This is a genomic window from Klebsiella sp. 141203 (assembly GCF_032601985.1).
Lineage (GTDB): Bacteria > Pseudomonadota > Gammaproteobacteria > Enterobacterales > Enterobacteriaceae > Klebsiella > Klebsiella aerogenes.
This window is the reverse complement of the sequence record NZ_JAQIRL010000003.1, coordinates 44614-62688: the sequence shown is the minus strand read 5'-3', so window position 1 is coordinate 62688 and position 18075 is coordinate 44614. Positions and strand designations below refer to the sequence as shown.

The following is an 18075-nucleotide window of genomic DNA, read 5'->3' as shown; positions in this document are numbered from 1 at the left end:
CGTAACAAAATATTTATGGTTTGCTATCTTAATGAGCGAGCAAGCCAAATCCTCAGGTTGCGCCGTGTAAAAAAATCACTCGAACAATCCTGGCTCAACAACCAGTTCCCTGGTGTTGGCGCAGTATTCGCGCACCCCGGTTTATCCGGGGTCATTTTTTATCCGCAGCCGCAATCCAGGCCTTCAGTACCGCAACATCGTTTTGCCACTCGGATTTCATCTCTTCCACCCACTCGCCGACGTTGTCTTCCCAGGCAGGTAAATCTGGCGTTTGGATCTGCTGCCCCAACTGCTGGATATGGCGCAAGCCTATCGACCCCGCCGCGCCCTTAATTTTATGGCCTTCATCGACAATACCTTTCTGGTCGCGCGCGGTGAGATTCGATTCCAGCACGGACATGTAGCCCGGCATCATCTTCTCGAACACCGCCAGCCCGTCGGTAATCAGCTTCGGCCCCACCAGCTCGATATATTGTTCCAGCATGTCGGTATCCAGTACCGATGCCGATTTCGCCACATCCACCGCGGGCGGCTCATGGCCATCGTCTTCCGGCGCATCCCAGAATTTCTTGATGATCGCGGTTAACGCCGGTACCGACAGCGGCTTGCTCAGTACATCATCCATGCCGGCATCAAGGTACTCTTTTTTGTCCTTCAGGACGTTGGCGGTCAGCGCCACCAGCGGCGGCAACTCATCGGCGGCATAGCGTTGTTTTAGCTGTCGCGAGATATCGAGGCCGGTCATGTCCGGTAGCTGAATGTCCAGCAGCACCAGGTCGTATTCGCCGGGTTCGAACATCTCCAGCGCGGCTTTACCAGTCATCGCCACGTCCACGCTGTTGCCCAATTTTTCCAGCACCGAACGGGCGACAATCACGTTCAGTTCGATATCTTCCACCAGCAGCACGTTCAGCGCCGGCAGCGGCATATCGTCTTCGGCCAGCGTATCTTCAACTTCATCAGCTACCGCCTGCGCGTGTACGGTCAGGGTAAACGTCGCCCCCTGCCCCGGCTGGCTGGTCACGCTGATATCGCCGCCCATATTGCGCGCCAGACGGCGCGACACCGCCAGCCCAATCCCGGTACCGGTTGCCGGTTTACCGCCGTGGCTGTCTTTCACCTGATAATACATGGCGAAAATTTTGTCCTGCTCCGCCTGCGGGATGCCGATACCGGAGTCCTCGACTTCGAAGTGCAGCATATCGCCTTCGTCATAGCGGATGCGCACGGTGACATTGCCCTGTTGGGTAAACTTCACCGCATTGCTGATCAGGTTCCACAGGATCTGCCGCAGACGCGTGCCATCGGTTATCACCTTATGCGGCAGCGGCTGGGTTGGCTCCATCACAAAGCGCAAACCTTTCTGCTGCGCCTGCAGGCCTGAGAGGTTCTCCAGATCGGCAAGGAAGCTGGTAAAATCCACCTCCTGATTATCAAGCTGAACTTTGCGCCGCTCCATCTTATCCATATCGATAATATCGTTGAAGATATTCCCCAGCGTCACCGCTGAAACATGGATAGTTTTCAGATATTTTTCCTGCTCGTTGGTCAGTTCAGTATCCAGCAGGATGCGGCTGAGCCCAACGATGCCGTTGAGCGGCGTACGCAGCTCGTGGCTGATGGTTGAGATAAAGGTGGTCTTGTCCCGGCTGGCGCGCTCCAGCGCGTCCTGATAGCGCTTACGCTCGGTAATATCGCGGCCAAAGCCCATCAGGCCACGGCGCTTGCCCACGCGGTCATAGTAGGGGACCTTGCGGATCTCAAAGCAGGCTTTACGCCCATCGGGATAATCGAGCCATTGTTCGTAGGTTAGCGAGACATTGTGGCGGAAGACTTTCTCATCGGTCTCCAGCACTTTTACCGCGGCTTCTTCGCTATAGACATCCTGCGGCTTGAGGTGAATCAGCTGCTTTTCGCTTTTTCCGGTCAACAATTCCATCGCCCGGTTACAGCCGGAGAACTCCTTATCTTCGTTACGATAGAAAACCAGATCCGGTGAGGCATCAAGGAAAGAGCGCAGGAAGGAGGACTGTTGTTCCAGCTGAATCTGCGTCTCTTCACGCTCTTTCATCTCTATTTTCAGCTGTTCCAGCGTGGTTTCACGTTCCGCTTCCGCTTTCTCACGTTCGCCAATTTCCTGATTCAACTGGGCGATATTGTCCTTGAGCTGCACGTTAAGCTTAAGATCGCGCTCGCGCATCTCTTCCAGCTTTTCCACCAGCCGCGAGAGTCGCTGGCGCGACTCTTCCAGTTGTTCGACCACCACCGACAGAAAATAGACCGCCCAGGGGGTAATCAGCAGCCCGAAGAATATAGAGCGGATAACATCGATACTCTCAACCTGCCCATGCAGCACCATCGTGACGGCCATCTGCACCACGATAGCCAGCACCACCAGCGCCAGAGCCAACAGCATTGAAAAGCGCACCAGACCTAACTTCATCATCAGATCGACATAGTACTGCGCCAGCATACGAATTTGCTTCATGAGGGATTCCTTATCGCCAACTCCGCACAATAATACCCAATTCTGAACATTACGCTGTAAGTTGTGCAAAAAATGCGGCGGTAATCAGCCGTTAAGGAAGTGGAACATCAGGCGGGCAGGACCCACGGCGTCCCCAATGCCGACCCCTGAACGCCATGGGTATTAAGGTATTTGTCCAACTCGACCATACCGGTCCAGCGGTTTTCGCACCACAGCGGCGCCAGGAGCGTCGGGCGACGGGCGCTGGCCGAGATGCGATGATAAATCACCTCCGGCGGGGTATGGCGAATCATCTCACCGGCGGTGACCGTATAATCATCCAGCGCAATACCGTTCAGGCGCCCCGCCTGCCAGGCTTTCGCCATGATGCTGCCGGTCACGATGTGCAACGGGTGCAGCTTGATGCCATCGACCCCGGTTTCGACTACCCGTTGCAAGGTTTGCAGGCACTGCTGCTGGGATTCGCCCGGCAGGCCGGCGATAAGATGCGCGCAGACCTTTAATCCGCGCTCGCGCGCCAGTCGGGTGGTGCGCTGGTAGCAGGCAAAGTCATGGCCGCGATTGATACGATGCAGCGTTTTATCATGCGCGGTCTGCAATCCCAGCTCCAGCCAGATTTCATAGCCCTGCTCCCGATATTCGCTGAGCAGATCCAGCACCGCATCGGGAACGCAGTCGGGACGGGTGCCGACGCACAGCCCAACGATATTCGCCTGGCTCACCGCCTGCTGATACATTGAACGCAGCAGCTGTACTTCGGCAAAGGTGCTGGTGTAGGCCTGGAAATAAGCAAGGTAGCGTTTCGCTCGGTTAACCAACTGCGCCTGGTGCGCCAGTTGATCGTGAATCGAACGGTACTGCTGGGCTTCGTCGGCGAAGGAGGCGACATTACAAAATGTGCAGCCGCCGCGGCCGATTGTGCCATCGCGATTCGGGCAGCTAAATCCACCATGCAGCGTCAGTTTATGTACCTTTTCGCCGTAGCGGCGCGTAAGATCCCCACCAAACATGTTGACTAATTTTTGTAACTGCATAATCTGATAGACCGGCCTCAAGAAAGGGGCCAAGCCTGCCATTTTTAGCCTCCGACGGCGATGACCTGGATCAATCGTCAGCGCGGCCGCTTACCTCATTGCATAATCAATCAAAATAAACGCGGTTTCATTCACGCCCGCGGTAATAACATTTACTTATACTTCAATACTGAGTTTCAATTATCTTTGACGCAGCAAAAAACAGTTTTATTTCCTGCCATTAAGAACACCAGCAGTCAAATACTCTGCTATAAAAAAACAATTCAGCACAGAAAGGTAATCTTAGGCTGCGGATATAGTGAGACAGATCACACTAGATTACGCATCCCTGAGAGTTTATATGCCTTTAAAAAAACAACAATTCTTTTTAAAATCATAATATTAAACACCTCTTAGCACACTTTTGTATAAATAAGATTGCCATTTGACGTAAGTGTGGATTCTCGATAAGTTGGGAATCCGCTGGAAGCTTTCTGGATGAGCGCTCTGCTCATCATATTTATGCAGTAATTGAGATTCCCTCTTAATAGCAAGTCCTCAAACTTGTGTACCGATGCGAAAAGGATTTAAAGAGGGCGAATGCGAGGTAGGCAAAGATGCCCTTACCCCGTCGCCATGCTCTTGCTGTGCCTTGCGCGCAATCGATTAAGGGGGCGTCCCGTAGAGCCTGGGGAGGTTCACTGATATGTTGTACGACAAATCCCTTGAGCGGGATAACTGTGGTTTCGGCCTGATCGCCCACATAGAAGGCGAACCTAGCCACAAGGTAGTGCGCACCGCTATACACGCACTGGCCCGAATGCAGCACCGCGGCGCGATCCTTGCCGATGGTAAAACCGGCGACGGTTGCGGCCTGCTGTTACAAAAACCCGATCGTTTCTTCCGGATTGTGGCGGAAGAGCGCGGCTGGCGCTTAGCCAAAAACTACGCCGTCGGGATGCTGTTCCTGAATAAAGACCCCGAGCTGGCAAGCGCTGCGCGCCGTATCGTTGAAGAAGAGCTGCAACGCGAAACATTGTCTATCGTTGGCTGGCGCGATGTGCCAACTAACGAAGGCGTACTCGGTGAAATCGCCCTCTCCTCGCTGCCTCGTATTGAACAAATTTTTGTTAACGCCCCGGCAGGCTGGCGTCCGCGCGATATGGAACGCCGTCTGTTCATCGCCCGCCGTCGCATTGAAAAGCGCCTGCAGGAAGACAAAGATTTCTACGTTTGTAGCCTGTCGAACCTGGTTAATATCTATAAAGGTCTGTGTATGCCGGCGGATCTGCCGCGCTTCTACCTGGACCTCGCGGACCTGCGCCTGGAATCCGCCATCTGCCTGTTCCACCAGCGCTTCTCCACCAATACCGTGCCGCGCTGGCCGCTGGCGCAGCCGTTCCGCTATCTGGCGCACAATGGTGAAATCAATACCATCACCGGTAACCGCCAGTGGGCCCGCGCCCGTACCTATAAATTCCAGACCCCGCTGATCCCCGATCTGCATGACGCCGCGCCGTTCGTCAATGAAACCGGCTCTGATTCAAGCTCGATGGATAATATGCTGGAACTGCTGCTGGCAGGCGGGATGGATATCGTCCGCGCGATGCGCCTGCTGGTACCGCCAGCCTGGCAGAATAACCCGGACATGGATCCGGAGCTGCGCGCGTTCTTCGACTTTAACTCCATGCATATGGAGCCGTGGGACGGCCCGGCGGGCATCGTCATGTCCGACGGCCGCTACGCCGCCTGTAACCTCGACCGTAACGGTCTGCGTCCGGCGCGCTACGTCATCACTAAAGACAAACTCATCACCTGTGCGTCTGAAGTCGGTATCTGGGACTACCAGCCGGATGAGGTGATGGAAAAAGGCCGCGTTGGGCCTGGCGAGCTGATGGTCATCGATACCCGCAGCGGGCGTATTCTGCACTCGGCGGAAACCGATAACGATCTGAAAAGCCGCCATCCGTACAAAGAGTGGATGGAGAAAAACGTCCGCCGTCTGGTGCCGTTCGAAGACCTGCCGGAAGAAGAAGTCGGCAGCCGTCAGTTGGATGATGACACGCTCGCCAGCTACCAGAAACAGTTTAACTACAGCGCCGAAGAGCTGGACTCTGTCCTGCGCGTCCTTGGGGAAAATGGCCAGGAAGCGGTCGGTTCGATGGGCGATGATACCCCATTCGCCGTGCTCTCCAGCCAGCCGCGTATCATTTACGATTATTTCCGCCAGCAGTTCGCCCAGGTGACAAACCCGCCTATCGATCCGCTGCGTGAAGCGCACGTGATGTCGTTGGCTACCAGTATCGGCCGTGAAATGAACGTCTTCTGCGAAGCGGAAGGCCAGGCGCACCGTCTGAGCTTCAAATCGCCGATCCTGCTCTACTCAGACTTTAAACAGCTGACCACCATGGAAGAGGAGCACTATCGCGCCGACACCCTGGATATTACCTTTGATGCCAACGAAACCACGCTGGCCGAGACGGTAAAAGCGCTGTGCGATAAAGCGGAACAGATGGTGCGTAACGGCACCGTACTGCTGGTGCTGTCCGACCGCAACATCGCGAAAGATCGTCTGCCGGTACCGGCGCCGATGGCCGTTGGCGCCATCCAGACGCGCCTCGTCGATAAGAGCCTGCGCTGCGACGCTAACATCATCGTCGAAACCGCCAGCGCCCGAGACCCGCACCACTTTGCGGTGCTGCTGGGCTTTGGCGCGACGGCTATCTATCCGTATCTAGCTTATGAAACCCTGGCGAAGCTGGTAGATAGCAAAGCTATCGATAAAGAATACCGTGCGGTGATGCTGAACTACCGTAACGGCATCAACAAAGGCCTGTACAAAATCATGTCGAAGATGGGGATCTCGACCATCGCCTCCTACCGCTGCTCGAAGCTGTTCGAAGCGGTCGGTCTGCATCGCGACGTGGCCGACCTCTGCTTCCAGGGCGTAGTGAGCCGCATCGGCGGCGCCGGTTTCGACGACTTCCAGCAGGACCTGCTGAATCTGTCGAAACGCGCATGGCTGGCGCGTAAACCGCTGGCTCAGGGCGGCTTGCTGAAATATGTCCACGGCGGCGAATATCACGCCTATAACCCGGACGTCGTTCGCACCCTGCAGCAGGCGGTTCAGAGCGGTGAATACCGTGATTATCAGGAATACGCGAAGCTGGTTAATGAACGCCCGGCGGCCACGCTGCGCGATCTGCTGGCGCTCAACCCAGGCGATGAAGCCGTTAGCATCAATGAGGTGGAATCAGCGAAAGAGCTGTTTAAACGCTTCGATACCGCGGCCATGTCGATCGGCGCACTGAGCCCGGAAGCGCACGAATCACTGGCGGAAGCGATGAACAGCATCGGCGGCTTCTCCAACTCCGGTGAAGGCGGTGAAGACCCGGCGCGCTACGGCACCAACAAAGTCTCGCGTATTAAGCAGGTGGCTTCCGGTCGTTTCGGCGTTACTCCAGCCTACCTGGTGAATGCCGACGTAATCCAGATTAAAGTCGCCCAGGGCGCGAAACCTGGTGAAGGCGGACAGTTGCCGGGTGACAAAGTGACGCCCTATATCGCCAAACTGCGTTATTCGGTACCGGGCGTGACGCTGATCTCCCCGCCGCCGCACCACGATATTTACTCTATCGAGGATCTGGCGCAGCTGATTTTCGACCTCAAGCAGGTCAATCCGAAGGCGATGATTTCCGTCAAACTGGTTTCCGAACCGGGTGTCGGCACTATCGCCACCGGCGTGGCGAAAGCCTACGCAGACCTAATCACTATCGCCGGCTACGATGGCGGCACCGGGGCGAGCCCGCTCTCATCGGTGAAATATGCCGGCTGTCCGTGGGAACTTGGCCTGGTGGAAACCCAGCAGGCGCTGGTCGCCAACGGCTTGCGTCATAAAATTCGCCTGCAGGTAGACGGCGGCCTGAAAACCGGCCTCGATATCATCAAAGCGGCGATCCTTGGCGCGGAAAGCTTCGGCTTCGGCACCGGCCCAATGGTCGCGCTGGGCTGTAAATACCTGCGTATCTGTCATCTGAACAACTGCGCCACCGGCGTGGCGACCCAGGACGACAAACTGCGTAAGAACCACTACCACGGCCTGCCGTTCAAAGTGACCAACTACTTTGAATTCATCGCCCGCGAAACCCGCGAGCTGATGGCGCAGCTGGGCGTGAAGCGTCTGGTGGACCTGATCGGCCGCACCGACCTGCTGAAAGAACTGGAAGGCTTTACGGCGAAACAGCAGAAACTGGAGCTCGGCAAGCTGCTGGAAACCGCTGAGCCACTGCCAGGCAAGGCGCTGTACTGCACCGAGAGCAACCCGCCGTTCGATAACGGCGTGCTCAACGCGCAGCTGCTGCAGCAGGCGAAGCCGTATGTGGATAACAAACAGAGCAAAACGTTCTGGTTCGATATTCGCAACACCGACCGTTCCGTTGGGGCGTCGCTGTCCGGTTATATCGCCCAGACTCACGGCGACCAGGGGCTGGCCGCCGACCCGATTACCGCCCACTTTAGCGGTACCGCGGGCCAGAGCTTCGGCGTCTGGAACGCCGGCGGCGTTGAGCTGCACCTGACCGGCGATGCCAACGACTACGTGGGTAAAGGCATGGCGGGCGGTCTGCTGTCGATTCGTCCTCCGGTCGGCTCCGCCTTCCGTAGCCATGAAGCAAGCATCATTGGCAACACCTGTCTGTATGGCGCGACCGGCGGTCGTCTGTACGCGGCAGGACGCGCGGGCGAACGCTTTGCGGTACGTAACTCCGGCGCCATCACCGTGGTGGAAGGCATCGGCGACAACGGTTGTGAATACATGACCGGCGGTATTGTCTGTATCCTGGGGAAAACCGGCGTGAACTTCGGCGCAGGTATGACCGGCGGCTTTGCTTACGTCCTGGATGAAGATGGCGACTTCCGTAAACGCGTTAACCCCGAACTGGTGGAAGTTCTGGACGTGGACACGCTGGCTATCCATGAGGAGCACCTGCGCGGCTTAATTACCGAGCACGTCCAGCTTACCGGTTCGCAGCGCGGCGAAGAGATCCTCGCCAACTGGCCGGCCTTCGCGGCGAAGTTTGCGCTGGTTAAACCGAAGTCCAGCGATGTTAAAGCACTGTTGGGTCACCGTAGTCGTTCCGCAGCTGAGCTGCGGGTGCAGGCGCAGTAAGGGGTTAAGATGAGTCAGAACGTATACCAATTTATCGACCTGCAGCGCGTTGATCCGCCAAAGAAACCGCTGAAGATCCGTAAAATTGAATTTGTAGAAATTTACGAGCCGTTTTCAGAAGGCCAGGCCAAGGCGCAGGCGGATCGCTGCCTCTCCTGCGGCAACCCGTACTGCGAATGGAAATGTCCGGTGCACAACTACATCCCTAACTGGCTGAAACTGGCCAACGAGGGGCGTATTTTTGAAGCGGCGGAGCTGTCGCATCAGACCAACACCCTGCCGGAAGTCTGCGGACGTGTCTGCCCGCAGGACCGCCTGTGCGAAGGTTCCTGCACCCTGAACGATGAGTTCGGCGCGGTGACCATCGGCAACATTGAACGCTATATCAACGATAAGGCGTTTGAGATGGGCTGGCGCCCGGACTTGTCCGGCGTGAAGCAAACCGGAAAAACCGTCGCCATTATCGGCGCCGGTCCGGCAGGCCTGGCCTGCGCGGATGTGCTGACCCGCAACGGCGTGAAGGCTATCGTCTTCGATCGTCATCCGGAAATCGGCGGTCTGCTGACCTTCGGCATCCCGGCGTTTAAGCTGGAAAAAGAGGTGATGACCCGCCGCCGCGAGATCTTCACCGGCATGGGGATTGAATTCCGGCTCAATACCGAAGTGGGTCGTGACGTCCAGCTCGACGATCTGCTGAAAGAATACGACGCGGTATTTCTGGGCGTGGGCACCTACCAGTCCATGCGCGGCGGGCTGGAAAACGAAGATGCCAACGGCGTGTATGACGCGCTGCCGTTCCTTATCGCCAACACCAAACAGATCATGGGCTTTGGCGAAACGGCGCACGAACCCTTCGTCAGTATGGAAGGCAAACGCGTGGTAGTTCTCGGCGGCGGCGACACCGCGATGGACTGCGTGCGGACCTCTGTTCGTCAGGGGGCGGCGCACGTTATCTGCGCCTATCGCCGTGACGAAGAAAACATGCCAGGCTCCAAACGTGAAGTGAAAAACGCGCGTGAAGAGGGTGTCGAATTCCAGTTCAACGTCCAGCCGCTGGGCGTGGAAGTGAATGCCAACGGCAAAGTGTGCGGCGTGAAAATGGCGCGCACCGAAATGGGCCAGCCGGATGCGAAAGGCCGCCGCCGCGCGGAAATCGTCGCCGGTTCCGAGCACGTGGTGCCCGCAGACGCGGTGGTGATGGCGTTTGGTTTCCGTCCACATAGCATGGAATGGCTGGCGAAGCATAGCGTCGAGCTGGATTCTCAGGGCCGCATCATCGCCCCGGAAGGCAGCGACAACGCGTTCCAGACCAGCAACCCGAAAATCTTTGCCGGCGGCGATATCGTTCGCGGTTCAGACCTGGTGGTAACGGCGATTGCCGAAGGCCGCAAAGCGGCAGACGGTATCCTCAATTACCTTGAAGTCTGATTAAAGCCTGAGTCTCAGCGCATAAAAGCCCGATGGTTAACGCCACCGGGCTTTTTTATGCTTGATCGTGGTTAAGCGTGGGCAAAAAAAACAGGCCCCGGAGGGCCTGTCAGGAATTACTTCACAACGCGCAGCGCCGGACGACCACCGCGCGGCGGCGGTGGCGTATCGTCAGGATCGTCATCGTGATTATCCGGCTTATCGCCATCAATCACCGACATCACCGTTTCGTTTTCGCTCTCAGGCGCAACGTCATCATCGTTGAGGCTGCTGACATCTTCGTCATAGGCCGCTTCAGGTTCAAACATCGTTCCTGCGCCGTTCTCACGGGCATAGATAGCGAGTACCGCAGCCAGCGGCACGGAAACGTTGCGCGGTACGCCGCCGAAGCGAGCGTTAAAGCGCACTTCGTCATTCGCCAGTTCCAGATTGCCCACCGCACGCGGCGCAATGTTCAGAACGATTTGGCCGTCGCGAGCGTACTCCATCGGCACGAGAACGCCTGGCAGCGTCACATCGACGACCAGGTGCGGAGTCAGCTGGTTATCCAGCAGCCACTCATAGAACGCCCGCAGCAGGTACGGGCGACGCGGCGTCAGCTGTGATACATCCATTATTTAGCCCCGGCCGAGGCGCATTTCACGCTCGGCTTCAGTTAAAGAAGCGAGGAAAGAATCACGTTCGAAGACGCGAGTCATATAGCCCTTAAGCTCTTTCGCGCCAGCCCCCACCAGTTCTACGCCGAGAACCGGCAAACGCCACAGCAGCGGAGCCAGGTAGCAATCGACCAGGCTGAATTCGTCGCTCAGGAAGTAAGGCTTCTGAGTAAAGACCGGCGCAATCGCCTGCAGTTCTTCACGCAGCTGCTTACGAGCGGCATCAGCCTGGGCCGCGGTACCGGTCTGGATGGTATTCATCAGCGAATACCAGTCTTTCTCGATACGTTGCATGTACAGACGGCTTTCACCACGCGCCACCGGGTAAACCGGCATTAGCGGCGGATGCGGGAAACGCTCATCCAGGTATTCCATAATGATGCGGGATTCCCACAGAGTGAGCTCACGATCCACCAGCGTCGGGACGCTTTGATTCGGGTTGAGGTCAATCAGATCCTGAGGCGGGTTATCCTTCTCCACGTGCTCTATCTCAAAACTGACACCTTTTTCGGCCAGCACGATGCGGACCTGATGGCTATAGATGTCAGTAGGACCAGAAAACAGCGTCATTACCGAACGTTTGTTGGCAGCGACAGCCATGAAAACCTCCAGGTATATTCAGAATTTTTACTGCTGCCGACCACGCATGGCCAGCCAGATGTATAAACCCCATTCGCACGGCGACGATATGTTCATTGATTAACTAAAAAATGAACAACCACCAGCATTTGGGCAGAAAATTGGATGATAGTTTACCAGATTTTGCGGACGTTGTGGTGAGGGTATTCTGGAAATGCTGAAAAAGTGGTAAGAACAGACCATTTCTTTGTGGATAACAGCTGTTTTATCCATAAAAAAACCCGCCGAAGCGGGTTTTTTCGCAAATTGTTCTGCGTGAGCAGAAAACAATTAACGTTTGGAGAACTGCGGACGACGACGTGCTTTACGCAGACCGACTTTCTTACGTTCAACCTGACGAGCGTCACGAGTAACGAAGCCAGCTTTACGCAGTTCAGAACGCAGGGACTCGTCGTACTCCATCAGAGCGCGGGTGATACCGTGACGGATCGCACCAGCCTGACCAGAGATACCACCACCTTTAACAGTGATGTACAGATCCAGTTTCTCAACCATGTCGACCAGTTCCAGCGGCTGACGAACTACCATGCGGGCAGTTTCACGACCGAAGTACTGTTCCAGCGAACGCTGGTTGATTACGATTTTGCCGTTGCCCGGTTTGATGAAAACGCGAGCTGCGGAACTTTTGCGGCGACCAGTGCCGTAGTATTGATTTTCAGCCATTGCCTATAATCCCGATTAGATGTCAAGAACTTGCGGTTGCTGTGCCGCGTGGTTGTGCTCGTTACCAGCGTAAACTTTCAGTTTACGGTACATAGCACGACCCAGCGGGCCTTTTGGCAGCATGCCTTTAACCGCGATTTCAATCACACGCTCAGGACGGCGGGCAATCATCTCTTCAAAGGTCGCTTCTTTGATACCACCGATGTGGCCGGTGTGGTGGTAGTACATTTTGTCTTCGCGCTTGTTGCCGGTTACAGCAACTTTTTCTGCGTTCAGAACGATGATGTAATCACCAGTATCAACGTGCGGAGTGTATTCCGCTTTGTGCTTACCGCGCAGGCGACGAGCCAGTTCAGTAGCCAGACGGCCCAGAGTTTTACCGGTCGCGTCAACAACATACCAGTCGCGTTTTACGGTTTCTGGTTTAGCTGTAAAAGTTTTCATTAAAAGCTTACCCAAATAAATAAGTTACACGTTGGTGAACACCCAAACGTTTAGTCAGTTGAGGTTCACACGACAAAGTCCGGCAAACCTACCCCTTCGAATAGCCTATGCCAGCACATAGAAGATTTCGGGAAAAAAAACCTTCTCGTAACGTGGGGTCGCAAGATTATAGAGAAGTAGGGGCCAAAGATCGACCCCTTTATGTGATTTGCAGCAGGTTTTTCTCAGCGTGAGAAGAAGGCTGGATTCAGGGCATGTGCGGCTGCTTCAGATACTCTTCGCTTTGCATTTCCTGCAGGCGCGATAAACAGCGCTGGAACTCAAATTTCAGGCGTTCGCCCTGATAGATCTCATACAGCGGTACCGCCGCGCTGACCACCAGCTTCACGTGGCGTTCGTAGAATTCATCCACCAGCGCGATAAAGCGCCGCGCTTCGCTCTCGAGCTGCGTCGTCATCACCGGCACATCGAACAACATCACGGTGTGGAACAGGCGTGACAGCGCGATGTAATCATGCTGGCTGCGCGCATCCACGCACAGCGTGTCAAACGACGCCGCCAGGGTCTGGTTTTCCACGCCCAACGTCGGCAGCGGCCGGTGGTTAATTTCCAGCGTCGGCATCTGCTCGCGTTTAGCCCCCGCCAGCGCCAACCAGAGCTTATCCATTTGCTGGCTGGTCTCGCCATCGAGCGGCGACAGCCACAGATGCGCCTGGGTCAAAGTGCGCAGGCGGTAATCAATCCCCGCATCCACGTTCATAATGTCGCAGTGCTGTTTGATGGCGTCTATCGCCGGCAGGAAACGCGCGCGTTGCAGACCATTGCGGTAGAGTTCGTCCGGCGGGATGTTCGAGGTAGCGACCAGCGTAATCCCACGCGAGAACAGCGCTTTCATTAAGCCGCCGAGCAGCATGGCATCGGTGATGTCGGAGACAAAAAACTCGTCGAAGCACAACACATCGGTTTGCGCTTTAAAGCGATCGGCAACGATCTCCAGCGGGTCGCTATGCCCCTGCAGGGTGGTTAACTCTTCGTGCACGCGCAACATAAAGCGATGGAAATGCAGGCGCTGTTTACGTTCGCCCGGCAGGCTTTGATAAAACATATCCATCAGCCAGGTTTTACCGCGCCCCACGCCGCCCCACATATACAGGCCACGCACGGCGGTTGCTTCCGCCGTCGGTTCGCGCTTGCCGAGTAGTTTGCTGAATTTCGCCCGCAGCCCGCCGCCCGCGGGCGCTGCGGCTACAGGTTTTTCCTGCAGTTCACGATAGATGGTATCGAGGCGGCTGACCGCTTCTTGTTGCACGTCGTCAGGTTGATGGCTGCCCTCTTTGAGAGCTAAAAGGTAACGCGATGTTGGGGACAGGCTTTGCATGATCTTATTGTTATTCCTTGAAAACCGTGGCGCCGTGACGCACGATTGACGAAAAAAAGGCGGTTCTACAGTACGCGATGATACGCCAGGATTCCACTTCTGTGGAATTAGCGGTTATAGTGGCACTATCGGGCGCAGGCGGAGAGCCTAACAGCCACCCTACGGAACCACAAAACAACGGGAGATGTTCATGACCTGGGAATACGCGCTAATTGGATTAGTCGTCGGTATCATCATCGGTGCCGTCGCCATGCGTTTTGGTAACCGCAAATTGCGTCAGCAACAAGCGCTGCAGTTCGAACTGGAAAAGAATAAAGCAGAGCTTGAAGAGTATCGCGAAGAGCTGGTCAGCCATTTTGCGCGCAGCGCAGAACTGCTGGACAACATGGCGGATGACTACCGTCAGCTGTATCAGCACATGGCAAAAAGCTCCAGCAGCCTGCTGCCGGACGCGATGGCGGAAGCTAATCCGTTCCGCAATCGCCTGGCGGAGTCCGAAGCCAGCAACGATCAGGCGCCTGTCCAGATGCCGCGCGATTATTCTGAAGGCGCATCCGGCCTGCTGCGCGGTGGCGCGAAACGCGACTGATCCCGCTGTCTGCGTAAAAATATTTACCGGGCGCGCCTTCCGCGCCCGTCTTCCCCCTGCATCCCAGCTACAATTTAAGCACGGACCGCATTGTTAGCCGGTCGAAAATTCAATAACATCAAATCATTCGGACGTTTTTTCCATACACCTCAGGTTACGAGAGCCAGCATCTAATGAAGAAACAGACTTTGCTGTTGAGTGCGTTAGCGTTAAGCATTGGATTATCGTTGTCGGTCCTGCCTCCGGCGGCGGCATCACTGCCGACCCAGGTTCCAGGCCAGGGCGCGCTACCGAGCCTCGCGCCGATGCTGGAAAAAGTATTGCCTGCGGTGGTGAGCGTGCAGGTAGAAGGCACCGCCTCGCCGGTGCAGAATATGCCGGAAGAGCTGAAAAAATACTTCGGCGATAACGCGCCGCAAGAGCAGGCGCAGCCGTTTGAAGGCCTCGGTTCAGGGGTGATTATCGACGCCGCCAAAGGCTACGTGCTGACCAACAACCACGTAATAAGCCAGGCGCAGAAAATCAGCATTCAGTTGAACGATGGCCGCGAGTTCGATGCCAAACTGGTCGGCAGCGACGAGCAGAGCGATATCGCTCTGCTGCAGGTTTTAAAACCCAGCAATTTAACGCAAATCGCCATCGCGGATTCCGACAAGCTGCGCGTCGGCGATTTCGCCGTTGCCGTCGGCAACCCCTTCGGCCTCGGCCAAACCGCCACTTCCGGCATCATCTCCGCGCTGGGCCGAAGCGGCCTTAATCTCGAAGGGCTGGAAAACTTTATTCAGACCGATGCCTCAATTAACCGCGGCAACTCCGGCGGCGCGCTGCTGAATCTCAACGGCGAGCTTATCGGCATTAATACCGCCATTCTGGCGCCGGGCGGCGGCAGCATCGGCATCGGCTTCGCCATTCCGAGCAACATGGCGAAGACCCTCGCCGATCAGCTTATTCAATACGGCGAAATCAAACGCGGCCTGCTGGGCATTAAAGGCATGGAAATGAGCGCGGATATCGCCAAAGCGATGAACATCAACGCTCAGCGCGGCGCCTTCGTAAGCGAAGTCCTGGCCAATTCCGGCTCCGCAAAAGCGGGGATTAAATCCGGTGACGTTATCGTCAGCATGAACGGCAAGCCGCTAAGCAGCTTCGCCGAGCTGCGTTCGCGTATCGCCACTACCGCCCCTGGCACTAAAGTGAAACTGGGGCTACTGCGCGACGGCAAACCATTGGATGTCGAAGTCACGCTGGATAAGAGCACCTCTTCCACCGCCAGCGCCGATCTGATTATCCCGGCCCTGCAGGGAGCGGCGCTAAGCGATGGCCAGCTGAAAGACGGCACTAAGGGCGTGACCATCGATAACGTCGATAAAGGCAGCGCGGCGGCGCAGGTTGGCTTGCATAAAGACGATCTGATTATCGGCCTCAACCGCCAGCGCGTGCGTTCCATCGCCGAGCTACGTAAAGTGCTGGAAACCAAACCGGCCGTCATCGCGCTGAATGTGCTGCGCGGTAACGAAAGCATTTATCTGCTGCTACGCTGACGGCTGCTTCCGGACATCGTGCGTCGTGCGATGTCCGGATAAGTCATGCTATGCTGCGCCTGCCCATTAATTAACGATATTCGCATCATGCCAGGAAAGCTTTTACGTTCAGTCCTTATCGGTTTAATCGTCGGCGGCATCCTGCTGGCGGCGATGCCTTCGCTGCGCCAGTGGCAACTCTCATCGGCGACGCCGAGCGATACCGCTGATGAATCGCCCGCCAGCTATAATGCTGCGGTAAGACGCGCCGCGCCTGCGGTGGTCAACGTCTATAACCGCGCGCTGAACAGCACCAGCCATAACCAGCTGACGCTTGGCTCCGGCGTTATCATGGACCAACGCGGATATATCCTCACCAACAAGCACGTCATCAACGATGCCGATCAGATAATCATCGCTTTGCAGGATGGACGGGTATTTGAAGCCCTGTTGGTCGGTTCTGATACCCTGACCGACCTGGCGGTGCTCAAAATCAACGCCAGCGGCGGCCTGCCGGTCATCCCGATTAACCCGAAACGCGTTCCACACATCGGCGATGTAGTACTGGCGATAGGCAACCCGTATAACCTCGGGCAAACCATCACCCAGGGCATCATCAGCGCGACCGGTCGTATCGGCCTGAACCCTACCGGGCGGCAGAATTTCCTGCAAACCGATGCTTCTATCAACCACGGCAACTCCGGCGGCGCGCTGGTCAACTCGCTGGGTGAACTGATGGGAATTAACACCCTGTCATTCGATAAGAGCAATGACGGCGAAACGCCGGAAGGGATCGGCTTTGCCATCCCGTTCCAGCTGGCGACCAAGATCATGGATAAACTGATCCGTGACGGCCGGGTGATCCGCGGTTACATCGGGATCAGCGGCCGCGAGATCGCGCCGATGCATGCGCAGAGCGGCGGCATGGATCAGATCCAGGGGATCGTCGTCAATGACGTCGCCCCGGATGGCCCGGCGGCGCAGGCGGGGATCCGCGCTAATGACGTGATCATCTCAGTGAACGATAAACCAGCGGTTTCGGCGCTGGAAACCATGGACCAGGTCGCAGAAATTCGCCCGGGTTCAGAAATCCCGGTGGTCATCATGCGCGATGATAAGAAAATCACCCTGCACGTGGCGGTACAGGAATATCCGGCGACAAATTAACGATTAGCGCTCCGTTATCGGAGCGCGATTAATCAACAAACAGCGGCCCGGCCGGGAATCTGGCCAGAAACCCGGTCACCGCCAGCAGCGACCACAACGATGGCCAGCGGACCTGCCGCTCCCGCAGTTCATCATCCAGCGTCAGTAACGCGAACTCCCCTCTCTCGCCGAGAACGCCGCCCTGCCACAACAGCCGTTGCGCCTGCTGCCGCGCCCACGGCGATTCACTCTTCCAGGCCAGCAAATGCAGCAGCGACTGCTGTAAACAAACGCTGTGCGAATGACTGTCCCGCAGCAATCGTCGATACACCGGCAGCGAGATACTGCGTACGCTGTAGAAACCGCTGCGCGATTCACTATCAGCCTGCGCCACGCTGGCGCACATCTGCCCGGCCAGATCGCATAAACGGTTATGCGTCAGCGGCTGGCGCAGCGCATCCAGATGCCCGGCGGCGGCGCAAAGCAGGCCGCTCCTTTGCTGCTCATGCGTCCGCGAACCCAGCAACGCCGCTACCGTTTCATCCTCCCCGGTCTGCGCATGCTGTACACCCGCGTCATAACAACAGACAAAGAAATCATGGCTGCCATGGTCGATTGACGGGTGCGCCAACAGATTCAGCGCCGGGTGCAGTTGTTCAAGCTCCTCCAGCGACGCCAGGGTGTCATCAACGACTCCCTCTTTTGCCGATGACCTGCTGCCAGGACGTAATGCTACCGTTTCATTCATCAAAGCCTCCTCAGGGAAAATTCCCGGCTCGCGCTACGCTTACCGGGGCTACAAACCGGAGCGGACCGGTCGCCCGGATAAGGCGCCAGCCACCATCCGGGAACCTCTCCCCGGTGGCGCTGCGCTTACCGGGGCTACAAACCGGAGCGGACCGGTAGCCCGGATAAGGCCTCAGCCGACATCCGGGAACCTCTCC

The 18075-nt window shown here is 56.6% G+C and carries 13 protein-coding genes; 5 read left to right on the top strand and 8 right to left on the bottom strand.

All coding sequences use genetic code 11. From position 1 onward, the window contains the following. Nucleotides 1-151 precede the first annotated feature (151 nt). Both arcB and PGR29_RS12840 read right to left on the bottom strand, forming a co-directional pair. On the bottom strand, nt 152-2488 hold the full coding sequence (gene arcB, locus PGR29_RS12845; RefSeq protein ID WP_213708996.1) for an aerobic respiration two-component sensor histidine kinase ArcB: 2337 nt from the start codon (nt 2486-2488) through the stop codon (nt 152-154). 107 nt (nt 2489-2595) lie between these two features. Next, nucleotides 2596-3522 (bottom strand): TIGR01212 family radical SAM protein, encoded by a 927-nt coding sequence (locus PGR29_RS12840; protein WP_316424665.1) that lies wholly within the window; start codon nt 3520-3522, stop codon nt 2596-2598. Between the two features lie 685 nt (nt 3523-4207). Between PGR29_RS12840 and gltB the strand changes: the two genes are divergently transcribed. Both gltB and gltD read left to right on the top strand, forming a co-directional pair. Continuing rightward, the gene (gene gltB / locus PGR29_RS12835; RefSeq protein ID WP_072050360.1) at nt 4208-8668 is read left to right on the top strand and encodes a glutamate synthase large subunit; all 4461 of its coding nucleotides are present in this window, start codon (nt 4208-4210) and stop codon (nt 8666-8668) included. A gap of 9 nt (nt 8669-8677) precedes the next feature. After that, nucleotides 8678-10096: a glutamate synthase subunit GltD gene (gltD, locus tag PGR29_RS12830; RefSeq protein ID WP_015369485.1), complete on the top strand. Its 1419-nt coding sequence runs from the start codon at nt 8678-8680 to the stop codon at nt 10094-10096. Between the two features lie 116 nt (nt 10097-10212). On the opposite strand, the gene sspB is transcribed toward gltD, so the two are convergent. The 5 genes from sspB to zapE all read right to left on the bottom strand — a co-directional run bounded on the left by sspB (nt 10213) and on the right by zapE (nt 13876). Further along, nucleotides 10213-10710, bottom strand: a complete 498-nt coding sequence (gene sspB / locus PGR29_RS12825; protein ID WP_045394985.1) for a ClpXP protease specificity-enhancing factor — start codon at nt 10708-10710, stop codon at nt 10213-10215. A gap of 3 nt (nt 10711-10713) precedes the next feature. Further along, nucleotides 10714-11352: a stringent starvation protein SspA gene (gene sspA, locus PGR29_RS12820; protein WP_015369483.1), complete on the bottom strand. Its 639-nt coding sequence runs from the start codon at nt 11350-11352 to the stop codon at nt 10714-10716. Between the two features lie 309 nt (nt 11353-11661). Further along, a complete protein-coding gene (gene rpsI / locus PGR29_RS12815) occupies nt 11662-12054 on the bottom strand; it encodes a 30S ribosomal protein S9 (protein ID WP_000829818.1) in 393 nt (130 codons plus the stop codon). 15 nt (nt 12055-12069) lie between these two features. After that, entirely contained in the window at nt 12070-12498 is a 429-nt protein-coding gene (rplM, locus tag PGR29_RS12810) for a 50S ribosomal protein L13 (protein WP_002918559.1), read from the bottom strand. Nucleotides 12499-12745: 247 nt separating this feature from the next. Then, a complete protein-coding gene (gene zapE, locus PGR29_RS12805) occupies nt 12746-13876 on the bottom strand; it encodes a cell division protein ZapE (RefSeq protein WP_316424663.1) in 1131 nt (376 codons plus the stop codon). A gap of 190 nt (nt 13877-14066) precedes the next feature. On the opposite strand from zapE, the gene zapG reads away from it, so the two are divergent. The 3 genes from zapG (at nt 14067) to degS (ending at nt 17152) form a co-directional block, all read left to right on the top strand. Next, complete coding sequence (zapG, locus tag PGR29_RS12800) at nt 14067-14465, top strand: Z-ring associated protein ZapG (RefSeq protein ID WP_015703613.1); 399 nt, start codon at nt 14067-14069, stop codon at nt 14463-14465. Between the two features lie 173 nt (nt 14466-14638). Beyond that, nucleotides 14639-16006 carry a serine endoprotease DegQ gene (degQ, locus tag PGR29_RS12795; RefSeq protein WP_045394989.1) on the top strand — a complete coding sequence of 456 codons (1368 nt, stop codon included), beginning with the start codon at nt 14639-14641 and terminating at the stop codon, nt 16004-16006. A gap of 87 nt (nt 16007-16093) precedes the next feature. Next, nucleotides 16094-17152 carry an outer membrane-stress sensor serine endopeptidase DegS gene (degS, locus tag PGR29_RS12790; RefSeq protein ID WP_015703614.1) on the top strand — a complete coding sequence of 353 codons (1059 nt, stop codon included), beginning with the start codon at nt 16094-16096 and terminating at the stop codon, nt 17150-17152. Nucleotides 17153-17180: 28 nt separating this feature from the next. Here degS and PGR29_RS12785 read toward each other — a convergent pair whose 3' ends face one another. Further along, the gene (locus PGR29_RS12785; protein ID WP_213316680.1) at nt 17181-17879 is read right to left on the bottom strand and encodes a hypothetical protein; all 699 of its coding nucleotides are present in this window, start codon (nt 17877-17879) and stop codon (nt 17181-17183) included. Nucleotides 17880-18075: the final 196 nt, after the last annotated feature.